Raw genomic sequence first — 17,953 nt, 5'->3', positions numbered from 1 at the left:
CATGGCAGAGCGCGGAAAGAAATCGGTCGCGTCTCTGGCCGTTGCTGCGCCTGTCGGCATAGATCGCCGTCAAGCGCCGCCCGCTTCATTGACTGCTGCGCAAAAGGCGGAGTGGGTCGCAGTGGTTAACGCTCGACCGGCAGATTGGTTTGGCGATGAGCACGCTGGGATGCTGTCGCAATACTGCCGCCACAAGGTTCAGGCTGACCTGATTGCTCAGCAGCTTGAGCAGTTCGACCCGGCGTGGCTGGTTGATGACGAAGGACTGAAGCGATTCGACAAGCTCGGCGCGATGCTGGAGCGGGAAACGCGGGCGATGAATGCTTTACTCCGCTCGATGCGCCTGACTCAGCAGAGCCTCTATAACGCGAAAAGCGGCAACACAGCCAGCGAGAAATCGAAAGGTAAGAAACCTTGGCAGGTCGAAAGCGACTAACCCGCGGCGAGCGAAACATTCAGTGGATCGAGCATCACTGCTGTATCCCTGAAGGTCGTCTGGTTGGAAAGCCGGTCAAGCTGACCAAGCACCAGAAGAAGTGGATCAAGCGCATCTACGACTCGCCGACGCGGATGTTCATCCTGTCGATGGCGAGGAAGAATGCCAAGACGGCCCTGTCGGCATTCCTGCTTCTCCTGCACCTGTGCGGCCCGGAAGCCCGCCCCAACTCCCAGCTGTACAGTGCGGCACAGTCCCGCGACCAGGCAGCAATCCTGTTCGAACTGGCGGCCAAGGTGGTTCGGATGAGCCCCGACCTGTCGCAGTACGTTAACGTCCGAGATACCGCCAAGGAATTGCTCTGTGGTGAGCTGGGCACCTTCTACAAGGCGCTCAGCGCGGACGCGGCAACCAAGTTTGGCCTGAGCCCGGCCTTGGTGATTCACGACGAACTGGGCCAGGTGGTCGGCCCACGGTCGCAGTTGTATGAGGCCCTGGAAACCGCCTCAGCCGCCCAGGAAAGCCCGCTCTCGATCATCATCAGCACGCAGGCGCCGACCGATGCGGACCTGCTCAGCTTGTTGATTGACGACGCGTTGTCCGGCGCCGACCCGCGCAACAAAGTCGAGATTTGCACCGCGCCGCTGGACCTGGACCCGTTCAGCGAGGAAGCCATCAGGGCGGCGAACCCGCACTTCGATGACTTCATGAACAAGGAAGAGGTATTCCGCCAGGCGGCGGATGCCAAGCGCCTTCCGAGTCGGGAGCCGGCCTACCGCAACCTGATCTTGAATCAGCGGGTCGAGGCGAGAACGCCGTTTGTGAGTCGGTCGGTCTGGCAAGAAAACGGCGAGAAGCCAGATTCCCTCGATGGGAAACGGGTATACGGCGGCCTCGACCTCTCCAGCGTGAACGATCTGACCGGCCTTGTCCTGGTGGGCGAGGATGGCGATGTTGAGCCGACGTTCTGGCTTCCTGGGGATGGCCTGGCAGAGAAAGCGCGAAATGACCGGGTTCCCTACGACATATGGGCGCGGGATGGCTTCCTCGAAACCACGCCGGGCCGGTCCATCGAATACGAATTTGTCGCCGAGTACCTGCGCACGGTTTTCGACCGCTGCGACGTGCAGTGCATCAACTTCGACCGTTACAACATGCGCTTTCTGAAGCCTTGGCTGGAGCGGGTCGGATTTACCGAAGAAGAGATCGGGCGGTTCAAGGAGTTCGGCCAGGGCTTCGTCAGCATGTCTCCGGCGCTCCGTGAGCTGGAGTCACGCTTGCTGGCGAAGAAACTGCGCCACGGCAATCACCCGGTGCTGACCATGTGCGCGGCGAACGCGATCACCGTCAGCGACCCGGCGGGAAACCGGAAATTCACCAAGGCCAAGGCTACTGGTCGCATTGACGGCATGGTGGCGCTGGCGATGGCAGTAAGCGGCGCAGCGGCCAACGAAGTTGAGCCAGAGCGCACCTATCAGATGTTCGTACTGGGCTGATCGCCCGACACCAAGGAGCCCGCCTAGAGCGGGTTTTCTCGTTTCTGGAGAGCCCGCAATGAATCGAGCCTACAGCGTCCTGACGGTCAAGGCGCTCGACGATGGCCAGCGCGTGATCACTGGCGTGGCCACCACTCCGAACCCTGATCGGGTCGGCGACATCATCGAGCCGCTGGGCGTCGAGTACAAAAACCCGCTCCCGCTGCTCTGGCAGCACGATCACGACAAGCCAGTCGGCACCGTCACTTTCGACAAGCCCACTGCGAAGGGCATCACCTTCACCGCCCAACTGGCCGACGTGCAAGAGGAAGGCAAGCTCAAGGAACGCATCGACGAAGCCTGGCAATCGCTGAAGGCTGGCCTGGTCCGTGGCGTCTCCATCGGCTTCCGGCCCATCGAGTATTCCTGGATGGATGACGGCGGTATCCGCTTCCTCCAGTCCGAAGTCTTCGAGCTTTCCCTGGTCACCATCCCGTGCAACGTGGACGCGACCATCAGCAGCATCAAGTCCTTCGACCGAAAACAGCTGGCCGCGTTGGGCCGCAAGGCTGTCCCGGTCGTTCGCGTTACCCCTGCCGGCGCTTCGGCAACCCGTACCAAGTCCATCAAGTCTCCGAAGCCCGAGGAGGGCAACGACATGAAAACCATCGCTGAGCAGATCGCCGAATTCGAGGCGACCCGAGTGACCAAGGCTGCCGACATGGAAGCCATCATGACCAAGGCTGCCGAAGAGGGCGTGACCCTGGATGCCGAGCAATCCGAGGCCTTCGACACTCTCGAAGCCGAAATCGCCGCCATCGACAAGCACATCGGCCGACTGAAGCAGATGCAAAAGGCCCAGGCCGCCTCCGCCAAATCGGTCGTGGAAGAGAAGGATCAGCGCATCAAGACCCTCGACATGAAGGATGGTCTGCAGGTCCGCGCCAAGAACACCCAGAAGCTGGAGCCTGGCATCGCCTTCGCCCGTGCCGCCAAGTGCCTGGCCCTCGGTCACCTGGAGCACCGTGATGCCATCGGCATCGCGAAGGCCCTGTACGACGGCCAAGACGCGATCATCAGCGCCACCCAGCGCCTGGTGACCAAGGCCGCTGTCGCCGCCGCCACCACCTCCGACTCCACCTGGGCTGGCCCGCTGGTCGGTGACGAGACCAGCGCTTTCGCGGACTTCGTGTCCTACCTGCGTCCGCAGACCATCCTCGGCCGCTTCGGCAGCAACGGCATCCCCAGCCTGCGCAATGTCCCGTTCCGCACTCCGCTGATCGGCCAGACCTCTGGCGGTGACGGCTACTGGGTCGGCGAAGGTCAGGCCAAGCCGCTGACCAAGTTCGACTTCAACCGCACCACCCTGGAGCCGCTGAAGGTCGCCAACATCGCCGTGGCCACCATGGAGGTCATCCGTGACTCCAGCCCGGCTGCCGATGGCATCATCCGCGACCAGCTGGCCGCCGCCCTGCGCGAGCGCCTGGACATCGACTTCATCGATCCGGCCAAGGCGGCCGTCGCTGGCGTGTCGCCGGCCTCGATCCTCAACGGCGTGTCCGGCATCCCGTCCAGCGGCACCGACGCCGACGCCGTGCGTACCGATCTGAAAGCGCTGTTCAGCGCCTTCATCGCCGACAACAACGCGCCGACTTCCGGCGTGTTCATCATGACCGCCACTCAGGCGCTGGCGCTGGGCCTGATGCAGAACGCCCTGGGCCAGCCGGAATTCCCGACCGTGACCATGAACGGCGGCACCCTGATGGGGCTGCCGGTGATCGTGTCGGAATACGTGCCGACCGCCTCGGCCGGCTCGCTGGTGGCCCTGGTGAATGCCAGCGACATCTACCTGGGCGACGAAGGCGGCATCGACCTGTCGATGTCCACCGAGGCCTCCCTGCAGATGGACAACGCCCCGGACAACCCCACCACTGCCAGCACCGTCCTGGTTTCGCTGTGGCAGCGCAACCTGGTCGGCTTCCGTGCCGAGCGCACCATCAACTGGGCGCGCCGCCGCACTTCGGCCGTGGCCTACCTGACCGGCGTCAACTGGGGCGCGTAAGTGAGCACGGGGCGCTTCGGCGCCCCTGACTCCCTGGAGGGTCTATGTCCGTTCAAGTGATCGACGTGAAAACCGGCAAGGTCAAAACCATGTCGGAGCGGTACGCCCAGATTCTGGTGAAGATGAAGCGCGCCACCTGGCCGGATCAGGGCGAGCAGCAACAGCCTATCGACCAGATTCCGCAGAAGCCCGACGGCGAGCCGGTACCGGTTGAAGTCAAGGCCTCGAAAGCGGCCAAGGCGCTGGCGGAATCTGCCGGTGTTGACCTGAGCAAAGTGACTGGCACCGGTAACGATGGCGCTATCACCAAGCCCGATGTCGAAGCCTTCATCACTGCCCAAAAGCAACCCCGGGAGTAACCAATGGGACTGCTCAAGCGCCTGCTTGGCTTTCGAACTGCCAGCGAAGAGAAATCGCTGTCGCAGGTGCCGGCCTACCGCGGCTGGTGGCCGATCGTTCGCGAGTCGTTTTCGGGCGCCTGGCAGCGCAATCAGGAAGAGCGCCTGGATTCGCTGTTGCAGTACCCGACGCTCTACGCCTGCGTGTCCCGTATCGCCACGGACATCGGCAAGCTGCCGTTTGCCCTGAAGGCGAAAGATTCCAAGGGCATCTGGGCCGAGGTGGAGAATCCCGCCTATTCCCCGGTGCTGCGCAAGCCGAACCACTACCAGACCGCCCAGCAGTTCCGCGAATACTGGGCGCTGTCGAAGTTGAGCCAGGGCAACACCTACGCCCTGAAGGAGCGCGACAGCCGCAATGTTGTGGTCGGCCTGTACATCCTCGACCCCTGCCGGGTAATGCCGCTGGTGTCCGATTCCGGCGAGGTGTTCTACCAGCTCTACACCGACAACCTGAACCTGCTGCCGGATCTGGACGGCCAGTTGATCGTGCCGGCGTCGGAGATCATCCACGACCGCTGCATCTGCCCGTTTCACCCGCTGATCGGTCTTCCGCCGATCGCCGCCGCCCACTGGCCTGCGCTGAAGAACATGCGCATCCTCAAGTCGTCGGCGGAGTTCTTCGCCAACAATGCTCAGCCGTCCGGCATCCTGTCTGCGCCCGGGGCGATCAGCGACGGCACGGCAGACCGCCTCAAGACCTACTGGAACGAGAACTTCACCGGATCCAACGCCGGCAAGGTCGCCGTGGTCGGCGATGGCCTGCAGTTTGTTTCCCTGGCTTCGAAGTCCGTGGATTCGCAGATGGTCGAGCAGCTGCGCTACTCCGACGAGCAGATTTGCCAGCCGTTCGGCATCCCGCCGTTCAAGGTGGGGCTCGGCACCATCCCGTCTGGGCTCGGCGTGGATGCGATCAACCAGCTGTACTACGACGACGCCCTGCAGTCGCACATCCAGGCCATGGAAACCCTGATCACCGAGGGCCTGAATGCAACGCCCTACAAGGTGGACATGGACGAGAGCGTGCTGATGCGGATGGATGCTGGCAAGAAAGCCGAGTACCACCGCACCCTCATCGACGGCAGCATCGAAACCATCAACGACGCGCGGCTGGAGTTCAACCTGCCTCCGCTCGCCGGTGGCGATACCGTCTACATGCAGCAGCAAGACTTCCCGCTCGACCAGGTGCGCAACAACGTGTTGCCGAGCCAGGCGCCTGCGCCTGAGCCGGTACGAGAGCCTGAGCCGGACACCGAAGAAATAGCCGCCTCCGAGCAAGCCCAGAAGGCCATGACCGAGCTGTTTTTCCTAAAGGCTATCCAAGCCGCACGCACTGAGGCCATTCAATGATCGACCCAGTAGAGTTCGGCAAGGCGATGGGCGCCATCGTCCGCGAAGCCACCGCTCCCTTGCTCGCGCGCATCGAGCAGTTGGAAAAGGCCTTGGGGGCCCAGGTCATCCCGTCCGCCGCTGAGGTCGCCGCCGGGATTGACCTGGCCGCTCTGGCCAAGGCTGCCGCCGACATGGTGCCGGCTCCCCAGGATGCCGACATGGACGCGCTCAAGGAGCACCTGGCCGAACTGGTGAAGGCCATGCCGGCGCCGGCGGATGGGCAAAGCGTGACCGTGGAAGATGTGGCTCCGCTGATCCGTGAGGAAGTGGCCAAGGCCGTAGCCGATGTTCCGCCGGCGAAGGACGGCCAGTCCGTGACCGCTGAAGATGTGCGCCCGCTGCTGGCTGAGCTGGTGGAGTCTGCCGTCAAGGCGCTGCCCCAGCCTGAGCCGGGCAAAGATGCCGATATGGACGCTTTGCGCGCCCACCTGGGGGAGCTGGTGAAAGGTATCCAGCTTCCGGCCGTGCCGACCGTCGATGAGGTGGCCGCCACCTTCGAGCGCCGCTTCTCCGACCTCACCTTGTCCTGGGAGCGCCAGGCGCGCGATACCTTCGACAAGGCAGCTGACCGCATGCCAGTTCCGAAAGACGGCCGCGATGCGCTTCCAGTGGAGTCGTTCGACCTGGTGCTGGGCGAGGATGGCCGCACCCTCACCGTGAAGCTGCAGGCAGGAGATACCCTGGTCGAGAAGTCGGTGAAGGTTCCGGCGATCATCGACCGCGGCGTGTTCAGCGCCGAGAAGTCCTATGAGCAGGGCGACGGCACCACCTACGGCGGCTGCTACTGGATCGCCCAGAAGGATGCGCCGGAAGGCGTGCCCGGGGCCTCGGCAGATTGGAGGCTAGCCGTTAAGCGCGGCCGCGACGGGAAAGACCTGCGCGACAACGCTTCCCGGCATGATCCGAGCAAGGGAGTCAGCATCAAATGATGTACGTCACCCTGGAGCGCGCCAAAGCGCACCTGAATATGGATCATGACGCCGATGATGCGCTGATCACCGCATACATTCAGGCTGCGTCCGGCGCCGTAAAGAACTACCTGAAGTCGGCGTCTCCCTATGAGGTTGAGCGCGACAGCAACGATGATCCGATCCTCGACAGCAATGGCGACCCGGAATACGTCCGCGACAGCAATGGCGACAAGGTGATCGCGGCAGTCGTGCAATCCGCCGTCCTGCTGATGGTCGGCCACCTGTACAAGGATCGCGACGAGAATCCTGACGAAGCGTTCACTCAGGGCTATCTGCCCAAGCCGGCCACGGCGCTGCTGTATCCCCTTCGTGATCCCGCGCTGGCATAGGAGCCATCATGGCCGACTTTTTCAGGAAGATTTTCGGCGGACCCAAGCGCCTGGAAACCGACATGGGCGACACTTCCCATGCTGACCGCGTGATCGCTCATCCGCCGTTTGACCTGCTCACCGATGGCGGCGACGGCCCCTCGCGCAGGTTGCGCGTCGACCCTGGCCAGACTGGCTTCTTCGCTGGACGCATGTTCCGCGCCTTCGTCGATGGCGTAATCCCGGTCGCCGGACCTGCCGTGCAATTCCGCTTCACCTCGCCGGTGGATTTCATTCTCTGGTCGCAAAACCTCGACCTGACCCAGGGCGCGCTGCAACTGGAGGTGTTCATCGGCGCCACGCCGTCGGGCACCTGGTCGGCTGTTCCAGTGATCGGCGTGAACCGCATGAATGAGCGGCCGACGCCGTTCTACGCGCCGCAAGTGACCATTGAGACCGGTGGCAACTTCTCCGGTGGCACTCGCGTGGACACGCTCAAGGTGCGCACTTCGTCCGCCAACAACACGGCGAACAACGTCGGCGGCGGTTTCACCGAGCGCGGGCTGCCGGCGGGCACCTACTTCGGCCGCCTGTCCACCCTGACCGGCGGTCTGACGGTGAACGACGCCGCGCAGTATGTGTATTCGCTGATCTGGGAAGAGCGCGTATGAGCCTGCCCGCCGGTCGCCTTCGCCATCGCATCGACATCCAGCAGCGCGCCGATATGCAAGATCCCGTGACCGGTGAGATGGTGCCTGGCTGGGCCAACGTCTGGATGGCGGTTCCGGCCTCCATCGAGCCGTTGAGTGCCCGCGAGTTCATCGCCGCCCAGGCGGTGCAATCGCAGGTCGTCGCTCGGATCACCTTGCGCTATCGCGAGGGCCTGGACGCCTCCATGCGCATCGTCCACAAGGGCGCGATCTACAACATCGCCGGACTGCTGCCGGACAAATCGAGCGGCCTGGAATACCTCACCATCCCGGTGAGTGCTGGCGTCAATCAAGGCTGATGGACTGGTCCGGCAAAACCGTCGCGGTGATCGCCTCGGGGCCTTCGCTCACGCCTGATGACTGCCGGGCGGTGGAGTTGGCGGGGCTTCCCACCATCGCCGTCAATTCCAGTTGGAAGCTGGCCCGTTTCGCCGAGATCTTGTATGCGGGCGATGCTTGCTGGTGGGAAGCCTACGGCGCCGAGATCGATATTCCGGCCGAGCGCTGGACGCACAACCCGAATGTGGCGCAGCAGTACGGCATCCACGCCAATGGCAAAGGCCAGTCGGTGCTGAACAGCGGCTATCGCGCCATCGAGTTGGCGATCAGCTTCGGGGCCTCGCGGGTAATTCTGCTGGGGTTCGACTGCTCCGTGCGTCAGGGCACCCACTGGCACGGCGCTCACGCCAAGACCAAGAACCCGGACGCCCGGCGTTGCGTCGAGTGGCTGAACCAGTTCGGCCGGCTGGCGCGACATGGCGCCGAGGTCATCAACTGCTCACGGCAGACGGAACTGACCTGCTTCCCGCGCATGAGCCTGGAGGATGCTCTTTGTTCATTCGTGGAATGATGGGATTGGGCGACAACATCTACGCCCGTGCTTTCGTGAAGCGCTATCCAGGCGCCTATCTGGAAACCTGCTGGCCACAGTTGTACCGCGACCTCGACGTGAAGTGCGTAAGGCCGGATACCCAGCTGCGTACCCAGGCCAAGAACATCCAACGGGCCCACGCCTGGCATGCGCCGGCCGGAGGCCCGCAACTGCGCATCGCCTACGGCCGCGACCCGATCATCCAGGGCCTGCGCAAGGCGTTTCGCTGCGAGCCCGCCGCGTTCGATCTGCCGGACTTCGGCCCGTCGCCGGTCGAGGGCCGCTATGTGCTGGTCCGCCCGGCCACGGTTCGCACGGAATGGCGCGCCGACACGCGCAACCCGCTCCCTGAGTACATCGCCCAGGCCGCCGCCGAGATGCGTCGCCGCGGCTACAAGGTCGTGTCGGTGGCCGACCTGGAGCACGGCAAGGAATGGGCGCTCGACCCGCTGCCGCCGGCCGACGTTCGGTTCCACCAGGGTGAGCTTCCCGTCGAGCAACTGCTGGCCCTGCTGCAACACGCCGATGCGGTGATCGGCGGCATCGGCTGGATCGTCCCGGCTGCCATCGCCGCCCAGGTGCCGGCCTGGATCATCTGTGGCGGGCAGGGCGGCTTCAACTCGCCCGAACACATCACCGATGCCTGCATGGACCTGTCCCGCATCAGCTTCGCGGTACCGGACAACTTCTGCCGCTGCACCCTGAAGCAGCACACCTGTGACAAAAGGATCGCCGATCATGACGCACGCTTTGCCGCATGGGCTGACCGACTGCCTGCTCTGGTCTGAGGAGCTTGGCATGGGCTATCACCCGCGACCGCCGATGGACTACAGCGGGGCGTACTTCGAGAAGTACCAGCAGCTGGACGCGACCCCGATGGGGGCGGCGCTGACCCTCGCCCGGATGGAGCTGGTCGGTAAGCACTTCCGCGGGCTGATCGTCGATATCGGCATCGGTGGCGGGCGTTTCGTCACCGAGTCCGGCTGTCAGGGTTTCGATGTGAACCCCGAGGCGGTGGACTGGCTGAAACAGCAACGCCGCTACCTCGACCCATATCAGCAATCCGTGCCGGCCATTACCTGTTGGGATTCGCTGGAACACATCGCCGAGCCGGAGAAACTGATCGCCCGGGCGCGGCAGTGGGTCTTCGTCTCCATGCCGATCTACAAGGACCAGGACGATTGCTTGGCCAGCAAGCACTACAAACCGGGCGAGCACCTGTGGTACTGGTCCCTCGACGGCTTCATCGCCTGGATGGCCCGCCAAGGTTTCGAGGTGATGGAGATCAACCACGCCGAATCCGACCTGGGTCGGGAAGGCATCACCTCGTTCGCGTTCCGCCGCCATGACTGATGCCGTCGAGTTCTCCATCACCGGACTGGACAGCCTGCTGGGGAAACTGGAGTCGATCAGCTACGACGTGAAGCGCAAGGGTGGCCGGTCGGCGCTGCGCAAGGCGGCCCAGGTCGTCGCGCAGAGCGCCAAACAGGGCGCCCTGCGGGTGGATGATGCCGCTACCGGCCGGAGCATCGCCGACAACATCGCATTGCGTTGGAATGGGCGCCTGTTCAAGCGTACCGGCGACCTGGGCTTTCGCATCGGCGTACTTCATGGCGCCGTGCTGCCGAAGGCAGGAGAAGCTGCGGATACCACCCAGAACGCCCCGACGCCGCACTGGCGCCTGTTGGAGTTCGGTACCGAGAAAGCAAGGGCCCAGCCCTTCATGCGCTCGGCCCTGGCGGATCACATCAGCGAGGTCACCAACACCTTCGTCACCGAATACGAGAAGGCCATCGACCGCGCCATCAAGCGCGCCCAGAAGAAAGCCGCCAAGGGGGTCTGATGTTCGCACCACTATTTCAGGTCTGCGCCGCCGATGCGGCGGTTCAGGTCGCGCTGGGCAATAACCCGGTGCGCCTGTACCCGTTCGGTGAAGCCCCGCAGAACGTCGCCCGACCCTACGCGGCCTGGCAGGGCATCGGCGGCTCGCCGGAGAACTTCCTCAACCAGCGCCCGGATATCGACCGCTTCGCCCTGCAGGTGGACGTGTACGCCGATACCGCCACGGCGGCGCGCAATGCCGCGAAGGCCCTGCGCGATGCCATTGAGCCCCATGCGCACATCACCCGATGGGGTGGTGAGTCACGCGACCCTGTCACGACCCATTACCGCGTCAGTTTCGACGTGGACTGGTGGACATCCCGTTAACCGATAACCCCCACCCAACCCGCCGTGTGCGGGTTTTTTGTGCCTCAAGAAATCCGCACAGGAGATCGAAATGTCGATACTTACCCAAGGAACCCAGGTATACGCGCTGGTTCCGCAATTGGATTCGAGCGGTGTGCCAACCGGCGATTTCGAGGTCATGGAGATCGAATGCGCCACCGCGTTCAACCCTGGCGGCAACCCAGCCGACCAGATCGAAGTGACCTGCCTCAGCGACACTGTGCGGAAGTACCTGCGCGGCCTGCGCACGCCAGGTCAGGCGACCCTAACGCTGAATGCTGACCCGAACAACGACTCGCACTACCGCCTGTGGCAGCTTTCCGAGTCTGACGAAAAGATCGACCAGGACCTCGCTTTTGTAGTGGGCTGGTCGGATGGTAAGGACATCGTCCCGACCGCCATTGAGGACAGCAGCGGAGAGTGGGATTTTGATCTGCCCACGAGCCGCACATGGTTCGTCTTCCGCGGATACGTCTCAGACTTTCCCTTCGACTTCGCCGGCAACACTGTCGTTTCCACCCAGGCAACCATTCAACGCTCGGGCGGTTCGGCCTGGATTCGGAAGGTATAAGCCATGCAGCTGAGCATTGATTCCCTCAAGGAGATGGGCGCCTTCACCGGCGCCCCGGTAGAACGCGAGATCACCTGGAAGCAGGGCGACCGGGAACTCACGGCTACCGTGTACGTTCGGCCGTTGTCCTACAAGGCGGCCGTCTCCGACCTGCAGGCCCTGAGCGGCAAGGTCGACGGGGTGGCCGGGCGGATCGCCGCGAGCATCTGCGACGAGCACGGTAAGCCCGTGTTCACCCCGGGCGATATCACCGGCGAGGCCGACCCCGAGCGTGGCGCCCTGGACGGCAACCTGACCATGGCCCTGCTCGCCGTCATCGCCGAAGTGAACAGCCTGGGAAAGACCGAGCCCTCAGCGAGCTAGACGAGTTCTGGCATGAGCTGGTGCTGTGCGGAATCGGTGGCAACACCATCGCCGAAGCACAGCAGCGGCTGAGCTACCCGGAGTTCCTGAGCTGGCAGAAGTACCGGGCCAAGCGCGGCAGTTTGCACCTCGGCATGCGGGTGGAGCGGGGTTCTGCCCTGCTCGCCACCCTCTACGCCAACGCGCACAGCAAGCGCGGCGGGTTCAAACTGGACGACTTCATGCCGCATGCGGATGAGCCTGTTTTGACGCTGGAGCGGGCTATGGAGACATGGCACTAGTCATCGACCGGGAGGTCGAGCATCACGCCAAAGTGTTTCTTTTCGCCATAACCGCCGATGAGCTTCGCCTTGGTCTCGAAGCAGGAAATGCCCGCGATGCCGTGCCGCTTCATCTGGCTGACGTAGTTCTCGGCATCGTCGCGCGACAGATAGCCGACCTTCTGATCTCCGATGTATACGGCGCAGGCATTGGGGTCATGGGGGTTATCCGGCTCTGTCACCACGTAGGCGAGGAGTCCGTCGCCGTCATCGCCGCGGCCTTCAGTCTTCGCGATCCTGCGTAAGGCTCCCTGATAGTGGGACTCGCCGACGATATGGAAATCGAAGTTGCCAGGGCCGCGCAGACGGCCATCGAGTTCCGGAAGTCGGGATGAAGAGCTAGCGGCGTTGAATTTTGGTTTTGGCGCTGGTTGGCGGCGTTGCTGTGCCGCCTTGCGCTGTTCTGCTGCCTCTCGATAGGAGGTCGCGAAAAATCTAGTGACTGATCTAATGGCCAGGATCGCGGGAGCAATGCGGGATCGCAGCTTTTCGAGACTGCCGCCGCCCTCGGTCAGCCAGAAGAAAAGGCCGATCAGCGAGCCGATGATGATGGTGCAGAAGGTGAGGAAAGCGATCGCGCTCATGGCCGGTCCTTGGCTGGCTGGTTACTTCTTCCGCTTTTTTAGTGCGCTGGAGACGAACTGGTTCAACTGCAGAAGGGCGGCCTCGATCTCTTTCTCGGACAGGCTGTGGATCTCGCCGCTCTTGTCCTCCAGGTCGATCCGAGGGGTTTCCTCGCGAAGGAAGCTATCTTCCAGGCGGGCAATGATCTCTGCAGTCGCTGATCGCTTGTTGGCTTTGGCGGCACTCATCACCCGTTCGCGAAGCTCTTCGGGTATGCGGAGGTTGAATTGCGGGTCTGTCCGACTCATTGGGCTCTCAAGCACGCGTCCTTGAAGGGTGCGCAGAATCTGCGTACCCATTGCTTGGAAAGAATGCATCACGGTGATATTGACATCAATGCATCACGGTTCTACATTTGCGCTACCTACCACGGTGATGCATAGGTGAGGCGATGAATAAACGCAGAATTTCCCCGTTCGCTTTCCGTATCAGTCCTGAAGTAAAGGCGAAGGCCAAGGCAGAAGCCGACCGCAACCGCCGGAGCTTGAACACTGAGTTGGAGCTGTTGGTCGAGGAGGCATTGGAATGCCGGCAACAGAAGGAGCAGGCGGCGGCCTGAAAAGACAAAGCCCCGAGTGCGCGAACACTCAGGGCTTCGAGGGTGTGAAAACTTTGGAAGGAGTTCACGAGATGAATAGTACCGCAAAAGCGGCAGATCGCAATGTCCACGCTCGGACAGCCCAAGTCATCCCGTTTCGGTTCGAGGCGAGGGAGGTTCGCACGATCCTGATTGGTGACCAACCCTGGTTCGTTGCTGCCGACATTTCCGCTGCCCTGGAATACCGCACTGCTGGCGACCTGGCGCGGAACCTGGATGACGATGAAAAGGGTATTCACCGGATGAGCACTCCTGGCGGCGCCCAGGAAATGCTGGTCATCAATGAGTCTGGCCTGTACTCGGCGATCCTTCGTAGCCGCAAGGCCGAAGCCAAGCGCTTCAAGAAATGGGTGACCGCCGAAGTGCTGCCAGCGATCCGCAAGCACGGCCGCTACGAGGATTCGGACGACCGCATGGGCACGCTCGTTGGCCAAACCATCGGAACCGATGGCTTCCACATGCTGGGCGCCCTGATCAAAGGCAAGGTGTCCTCGCTGCCAGTTCCGGTACAGCGTCGAGCTACGGCGAAGATATGGTCGCAGACGCATGCTGCTTTCGGTGTTCGTTCTGCTGCTGATATCCCTGCCAATCAGATCGACGCGGCCCGCAATTTCATTGCCGCCTACGCTCTGGAAGGGGAGTGGCTGCCTAAGGAAGAGAAGAAGGCTGGCGGCGATTGCGCCGATTTCACCATCGACTGGTACAGCGCCCAGGACGTCAGCCACCTGCTTCACCATCTGGACTGGGTGATGTTGCGCTGGAACCAGGGTATCGCCGAGGGCGTTAAGGCGCTGAACCCAGAACTCTACAGTTCCACCTTCGAGCACATTCGCGAGGTGAGGCACACGGCGCAGCGCCTGGAGGGTCGCGTCTCCGGCCTGGTCGACTACTTCAAACAGCGCAATGGCGGCCTTCGCCCGGCAGAGTGCCGGACTCGGGGGATTGCCGCCTGAGCTAGCCCAACCCATCTTCCATGCACTACATTCCTCCCTTTCTATGATTGGGAGGGATACCGATGCGTGCATTATGGGCAGCCTTGTCGATTCTTGTAGTTTCGACCGGCGCCAATGCTGATGATCTTTGCAACAAAACAGCCCAGGTCGCCAGGGAAGTCATGAAGGCTCGCCAGAGTGGCGTCCCAATTGATGTGATGTTGGGGGCAGCTGAAAAGCAAAAGAATGGGTTTGATTTACTGACTAGGCAGCTGGTGATAAACGCCTATGAAGTAGAGCGCAGGTATTCACCTCCGTCTCAGGATCGAGAGGTTGTGGAGTTTGGAAACCAGGCCTACCTGATCTGTGCGAAGGCGCAATAGCGCTGCTAGTTGAATGAAACCCGCCTAGGCGGGTTTTTTGTTGCCCGGAGTAAAGTATGGCAAACACCCTCGGCACTTTGACGCTGGACTTGGTCGCCAAGATAGGCGGATTTACTGGCCCGCTGGACAAGGCCGCGCGCGAGTCACAGAAGCGCATGGCCGACATCAAGAAGTCGGCCGAGGTCGCCGGTAAGGCCATCGCCGGGATTGCCGTGGCGACTGCTGCCGGGCTGGCTGCGCTCACGGTCAATACGGTTCGCACGGCCAACGAGATCACCCGGCTGTCGCAGGTCGCGAACGCCTCCACGGAAGAGTTTCAGCGGTACGCCGCGGGCGCCCAAGCGGTTGGCATCGAGCAGGACAAACTCGCCGACATTTTCAAGGACGTCAACGACAAGGTCGGCGACTTCCTGCAGACCGGCGGCGGAGCGCTGGCAGACTTCTTCGAGAACGTCGCGCCTAAAGTAGGCGTCACCGCCGACCAGTTCCGTAAGCTGTCCGGGCCCGAGGCATTGGGGCTCTACGTCTCCAGCCTGGAGAAGGCCGGCGCCAGCCAGGCGGATATGACCTTCTACTTGGAGGCCATTGCCAGTGACGCCACGGCGCTTCTTCCGCTGCTGAAGAACAATGCCGAGGGCTTTCGCCTGCTCGGCGAGTCGGCGGCCCAGGCCGGCGCCATCCTCGATAACGACACCATCCGTGCGGCGACTGAATTGCAGGCCGTGTCGATCCTGACCGATCAGGCCTTGACCGGTCTGCGCAACCAGATCGCGGCGGGGATGTTGCCCGTGCTGGCCGATCTTTCCGGGGAGCTGTTTGTCGTCGCAGAAGGCACTGACATCGCCAAGGAGGCGGGGCAGACCTTCGGCGGCATTCTAAAAGGCCTGGCCGCAACGGCGTTTGGCGCCTATGCGGCGTTTCAGGCGGTCGGGAAAAGTATCGCTGCGCTGGCTGCCGGTTTCGGTGCGGCCGGCGTCGAGGCCAGCGATCTGCTGTTGGGGCCACTCGCCGCGCCAGTCATCGGCGCCAAGGTGGCGAAGAACTTCGACGCCTTCAAAAACGCCTTGGCAGTTGGCTTTGAGGATGTCGGGCAAAGCGTCGAAGGCTATGCCAAGGTCCTCGACGGAATCTGGAGCGCTGGCTCGGGCGAGGGCGCCGAGACCGAATACGCCAAGCGCATCAAGCTGATCGCCGACCTGTTGGAGCAATCCAGGGCGCGCGGGCAGTCCGCCGGTATCGTCATTGACCAGAACACCGAGAAGACCCAGAAGGCCACGGATGCCATTCAGTCCCAGGTCGAAGCCCTGCAATTGCAGGCGGCCACCCTGGGCCTGACAACCAAGGAAGAAACGCTGTTCAAGCTGGCGCTGGACGGCGCCACCCAATCGCAGCTGGACCAAGCTGCCGCTGCGCTGGATGCGGTGGATGCCTTCGAGAAGCAGAAGAAGGCGCAGGAGGACTACAAGGGCGTTGTCAGCGAGCTGCGCACCGAAGAGGAGCAACTCACCGATCAGTTGAAGGAGCGCCTTCGGATCATCGAGGCGATGCCCGATATCCCGGAAGGCGAACGGCGGAAGCAGACTGAGCGAGCCATCGACGCGGCTTTTACGAATGCGCCGGATTTCGGCGGCATCGATGCAGCGATCGGTGGTCCTGCCGGCGAATTGATGAAGATCGACGATGCGCAAGGAGAGCTCGAGGATTGGTACGCCACGCAACTGGAGATGCTCGCTCAGCACCGCGAGGATCGTGCTGACCTCAGTGCTGAGTGGGACGCCAAGGAACTGGACATCAAGCGCCAGCACGAAGAAGCCTTGGCGAACATCGAGAAGAACCGGCAACTCGTCCAACTGTCTGCAGCAGAAAGCACCTTCGGCAGCCTCGCCGAGATGGCCAGGGTGTATGCCGGCGAATCGTCCGGCATCTACAAGGCGCTATTCGCCGTGGAGAAGGGCATCGCCATCGCCCGCGCGGCCATCGCCATTCAGGAAGGTATCGCCCTGGCGGCGGCCAACCCGTTCCCGCTCAACCTGGCCGCCATGGCCTCGGTGGCGGCGGCGACCGCCAGCCTGGTCGGCAACATCGCGTCGATTGGCATCGAAGGTCAGGCCCACGACGGCATCATGTCCATCCCCGAGGATGGCACCTGGAACCTGAAGAAGGGCGAACGGGTCACCACGGCGGAAACCAGCGCCAAGCTCGACGCCACCCTCGACCGCGTGCAGGCCGGCATGGCCGGTGGGCGCACCGGCGGGGGGAATACCTACAACATCAGCTTGCCCGGGGTGACCAATGCGCGCGAAGCCCGAGAAGCGGCCGCCGCCGTGCGGCGTGGTATTGCCCTAGGCGTTGCGGGATCTGGGAGATATACCTGATGGGCGAGTTCATCGAAGAGAACCTTGACCCCTGCATTCGGCTGGGCGCAGAGGCGGAAGACAGCTATTTCGTCGAGGCGCCCATCACGGCGGACGGCTCGCGCTACCCGTGGCTGCGAAACGGCAAGCCCTACCGGGTGTTCAACATCGACTACGTGAAGGATCAGGACGAGCTGGCTCTGGAGTTGCAGAGCCTGTTCCACCGGACCTACGGCGGATACGCGGGGTTCAGGGTCAAGTGCTGGATCGACTTCACCACCGCGCTGGATGGCGTGTCGGCGTACAGCGCCACCGACTGCGTACTGGAGAAGGTCAGTGCTGGGGTCTACCAGCTGCTGAAGGAGTACGGTCGCGACAAGCCTGGACTGGCCAGCATTGGCCGTCCGAAACGGATCATCTACAAGCCGGTGGCGGGCCAGGTGGCCATCGCCCTGCGCGGCAGCGTGATCACCGGCTGGACAGTGGACACCACCACCGGTCGCGTCACCCTGCCGGCGAACAAGACCGACACCATCGCCGGCATCACCAAGGCCGCTCAGGCGGTGGTCGATGTCGGCACCAACAGCTTCCTGGTAGGGGAGTCTGTGGCGTTCAAGGATGTGTTGGGGATGACGCAGATCAATGGCCTTCGCGGGGCAATCGTTGCGAAGCCGGACAGCACGCACATCCAGGTCGATATCAACACCACGGCCTTCAGCACCTACGCCAGCGGCGGAACCGTGCAGACCCACCCGCTGGATACCGGCCTGGACATCATCACGGGGGGTTGTGAATTCGACACTCCCGTCGCGTTCGATTCCTCGTTCAGCACCCAGGCCCTTGGGCGTGGCGTGTTTGATGTGTCCGGCCTGCGCCTGGTCGAGATTCTGAACCCCCTTGACTGACTGATTCCCTGTTGATCAAGCCCGCCACGTGCGGGCTTTCTTGTTTCTGGAGCC

The 17,953-nt window shown here is 62.8% G+C and carries 24 protein-coding genes; 22 read left to right on the top strand and 2 right to left on the bottom strand.

Annotation, left to right across the window (positions count from 1 at the left end; translation table 11 throughout):
* The first annotated feature begins 1 nt into the window (after window position 1).
* The 17 genes from ACFW0B_RS16135 to ACFW0B_RS16055 all read left to right on the top strand — a co-directional run bounded on the left by ACFW0B_RS16135 (window position 2) and on the right by ACFW0B_RS16055 (window position 12,064).
* A complete protein-coding gene (locus ACFW0B_RS16135) occupies window positions 2-436 on the top strand; it encodes a hypothetical protein (RefSeq protein ID WP_449149826.1) in 435 nt (144 codons plus the stop codon).
* Window positions 415-1,932, top strand: a complete 1,518-nt coding sequence (locus ACFW0B_RS16130; RefSeq protein WP_449149824.1) for a terminase large subunit — start codon at window positions 415-417, stop codon at window positions 1,930-1,932. The genes ACFW0B_RS16135 and ACFW0B_RS16130 overlap by 22 nt, the downstream gene beginning before the upstream one ends.
* A gap of 58 nt (window positions 1,933-1,990) precedes the next feature.
* The gene (locus tag ACFW0B_RS16125; protein ID WP_449149822.1) at window positions 1,991-3,973 is read left to right on the top strand and encodes a phage major capsid protein; all 1,983 of its coding nucleotides are present in this window, start codon (window positions 1,991-1,993) and stop codon (window positions 3,971-3,973) included.
* A 44-nt stretch (window positions 3,974-4,017) separates the two neighbouring features.
* Window positions 4,018-4,332 (top strand): E3 binding domain-containing protein, encoded by a 315-nt coding sequence (locus ACFW0B_RS16120; RefSeq protein WP_449149820.1) that lies wholly within the window; start codon window positions 4,018-4,020, stop codon window positions 4,330-4,332.
* 3 nt (window positions 4,333-4,335) lie between these two features.
* Window positions 4,336-5,721, top strand: a complete 1,386-nt coding sequence (locus tag ACFW0B_RS16115; protein WP_449149818.1) for a phage portal protein — start codon at window positions 4,336-4,338, stop codon at window positions 5,719-5,721.
* Window positions 5,718-6,692, top strand: coding sequence for a hypothetical protein (locus tag ACFW0B_RS16110; RefSeq protein WP_449149816.1), 975 nt, complete (start codon window positions 5,718-5,720; stop codon window positions 6,690-6,692). The genes ACFW0B_RS16115 and ACFW0B_RS16110 overlap by 4 nt, the downstream gene beginning before the upstream one ends.
* Window positions 6,689-7,063: a head-tail connector protein gene (locus ACFW0B_RS16105; protein ID WP_449149814.1), complete on the top strand. Its 375-nt coding sequence runs from the start codon at window positions 6,689-6,691 to the stop codon at window positions 7,061-7,063. Before ACFW0B_RS16110 ends, ACFW0B_RS16105 begins: the two co-directional genes overlap by 4 nt.
* An 8-nt stretch (window positions 7,064-7,071) precedes the next feature.
* Window positions 7,072-7,713, top strand: coding sequence for a hypothetical protein (locus tag ACFW0B_RS16100; RefSeq protein WP_449149812.1), 642 nt, complete (start codon window positions 7,072-7,074; stop codon window positions 7,711-7,713).
* Window positions 7,714-7,715: 2 nt separating this feature from the next.
* Window positions 7,716-8,051, top strand: a complete 336-nt coding sequence (locus ACFW0B_RS16095) for a phage head closure protein (RefSeq protein ID WP_459251716.1) — start codon at window positions 7,716-7,718, stop codon at window positions 8,049-8,051.
* Complete coding sequence (locus tag ACFW0B_RS16090; RefSeq protein WP_449149808.1) at window positions 8,051-8,602, top strand: motility associated factor glycosyltransferase family protein; 552 nt, start codon at window positions 8,051-8,053, stop codon at window positions 8,600-8,602. The genes ACFW0B_RS16095 and ACFW0B_RS16090 overlap by 1 nt, the downstream gene beginning before the upstream one ends.
* Window positions 8,584-9,411, top strand: a complete 828-nt coding sequence (locus tag ACFW0B_RS16085) for a glycosyltransferase family protein (protein WP_449149806.1) — start codon at window positions 8,584-8,586, stop codon at window positions 9,409-9,411. Before ACFW0B_RS16090 ends, ACFW0B_RS16085 begins: the two co-directional genes overlap by 19 nt.
* The gene (locus ACFW0B_RS16080; protein ID WP_449149804.1) at window positions 9,362-9,976 is read left to right on the top strand and encodes a methyltransferase domain-containing protein; all 615 of its coding nucleotides are present in this window, start codon (window positions 9,362-9,364) and stop codon (window positions 9,974-9,976) included. Before ACFW0B_RS16085 ends, ACFW0B_RS16080 begins: the two co-directional genes overlap by 50 nt.
* Window positions 9,969-10,466 (top strand): HK97-gp10 family putative phage morphogenesis protein, encoded by a 498-nt coding sequence (locus ACFW0B_RS16075; RefSeq protein WP_449149802.1) that lies wholly within the window; start codon window positions 9,969-9,971, stop codon window positions 10,464-10,466. Before ACFW0B_RS16080 ends, ACFW0B_RS16075 begins: the two co-directional genes overlap by 8 nt.
* Entirely contained in the window at window positions 10,466-10,831 is a 366-nt protein-coding gene (gene gp17 / locus ACFW0B_RS16070; protein ID WP_449149800.1) for a tail completion protein gp17, read from the top strand. The genes ACFW0B_RS16075 and gp17 overlap by 1 nt, the downstream gene beginning before the upstream one ends.
* A 70-nt stretch (window positions 10,832-10,901) precedes the next feature.
* Window positions 10,902-11,420 carry a phage tail tube protein gene (locus ACFW0B_RS16065; protein ID WP_449149798.1) on the top strand — a complete coding sequence of 173 codons (519 nt, stop codon included), beginning with the start codon at window positions 10,902-10,904 and terminating at the stop codon, window positions 11,418-11,420.
* A gap of 3 nt (window positions 11,421-11,423) precedes the next feature.
* Window positions 11,424-11,783, top strand: coding sequence for a phage tail assembly chaperone family protein, TAC (locus ACFW0B_RS16060; protein WP_449149796.1), 360 nt, complete (start codon window positions 11,424-11,426; stop codon window positions 11,781-11,783).
* Between the two features lie 20 nt (window positions 11,784-11,803).
* Complete coding sequence (locus ACFW0B_RS16055) at window positions 11,804-12,064, top strand: phage tail assembly protein T (protein ID WP_449149794.1); 261 nt, start codon at window positions 11,804-11,806, stop codon at window positions 12,062-12,064.
* Here the strand turns inward: ACFW0B_RS16055 and ACFW0B_RS16050 are convergent.
* Together ACFW0B_RS16050 and ACFW0B_RS16045 are read right to left on the bottom strand one after the other, a co-directional pair.
* A complete protein-coding gene (locus ACFW0B_RS16050; RefSeq protein ID WP_449149792.1) occupies window positions 12,061-12,687 on the bottom strand; it encodes an HIRAN domain-containing protein in 627 nt (208 codons plus the stop codon). The two genes, ACFW0B_RS16055 and ACFW0B_RS16050, sit on opposite strands and share 4 nt — an antisense overlap.
* 21 nt (window positions 12,688-12,708) lie before the next feature.
* Window positions 12,709-12,975 (bottom strand): Arc family DNA-binding protein, encoded by a 267-nt coding sequence (locus tag ACFW0B_RS16045; RefSeq protein ID WP_449149790.1) that lies wholly within the window; start codon window positions 12,973-12,975, stop codon window positions 12,709-12,711.
* A gap of 143 nt (window positions 12,976-13,118) precedes the next feature.
* Here ACFW0B_RS16045 and ACFW0B_RS16040 point away from each other — a divergent pair, with 143 nt between their 5' ends.
* The 5 genes from ACFW0B_RS16040 to ACFW0B_RS16020 all read left to right on the top strand — a co-directional run bounded on the left by ACFW0B_RS16040 (window position 13,119) and on the right by ACFW0B_RS16020 (window position 17,899).
* Entirely contained in the window at window positions 13,119-13,286 is a 168-nt protein-coding gene (locus ACFW0B_RS16040; RefSeq protein ID WP_449149788.1) for an Arc family DNA-binding protein, read from the top strand.
* Between the two features lie 71 nt (window positions 13,287-13,357).
* The gene (locus ACFW0B_RS16035) at window positions 13,358-14,278 is read left to right on the top strand and encodes a BRO-N domain-containing protein (protein ID WP_449149786.1); all 921 of its coding nucleotides are present in this window, start codon (window positions 13,358-13,360) and stop codon (window positions 14,276-14,278) included.
* 62 nt (window positions 14,279-14,340) lie between these two features.
* Entirely contained in the window at window positions 14,341-14,640 is a 300-nt protein-coding gene (locus ACFW0B_RS16030; protein ID WP_449149784.1) for a hypothetical protein, read from the top strand.
* 56 nt (window positions 14,641-14,696) lie between these two features.
* Window positions 14,697-17,015 (top strand): phage tail tape measure protein, encoded by a 2,319-nt coding sequence (locus ACFW0B_RS16025; protein WP_449149782.1) that lies wholly within the window; start codon window positions 14,697-14,699, stop codon window positions 17,013-17,015.
* Complete coding sequence (locus tag ACFW0B_RS16020) at window positions 17,015-17,899, top strand: DUF2460 domain-containing protein (RefSeq protein WP_449149780.1); 885 nt, start codon at window positions 17,015-17,017, stop codon at window positions 17,897-17,899. The genes ACFW0B_RS16025 and ACFW0B_RS16020 overlap by 1 nt, the downstream gene beginning before the upstream one ends.
* Window positions 17,900-17,953 lie beyond the last annotated feature (54 nt).

Origin of the sequence: Metapseudomonas phytobenefica, assembly GCF_043392685.1 — a bacterium.
In the GTDB taxonomy this organism is placed as follows: Bacteria; Pseudomonadota; Gammaproteobacteria; order Pseudomonadales; family Pseudomonadaceae; genus Metapseudomonas.
Note: the sequence above shows the minus strand (reverse complement) of the source record. Positions and strands in the feature narration are given on the sequence as shown.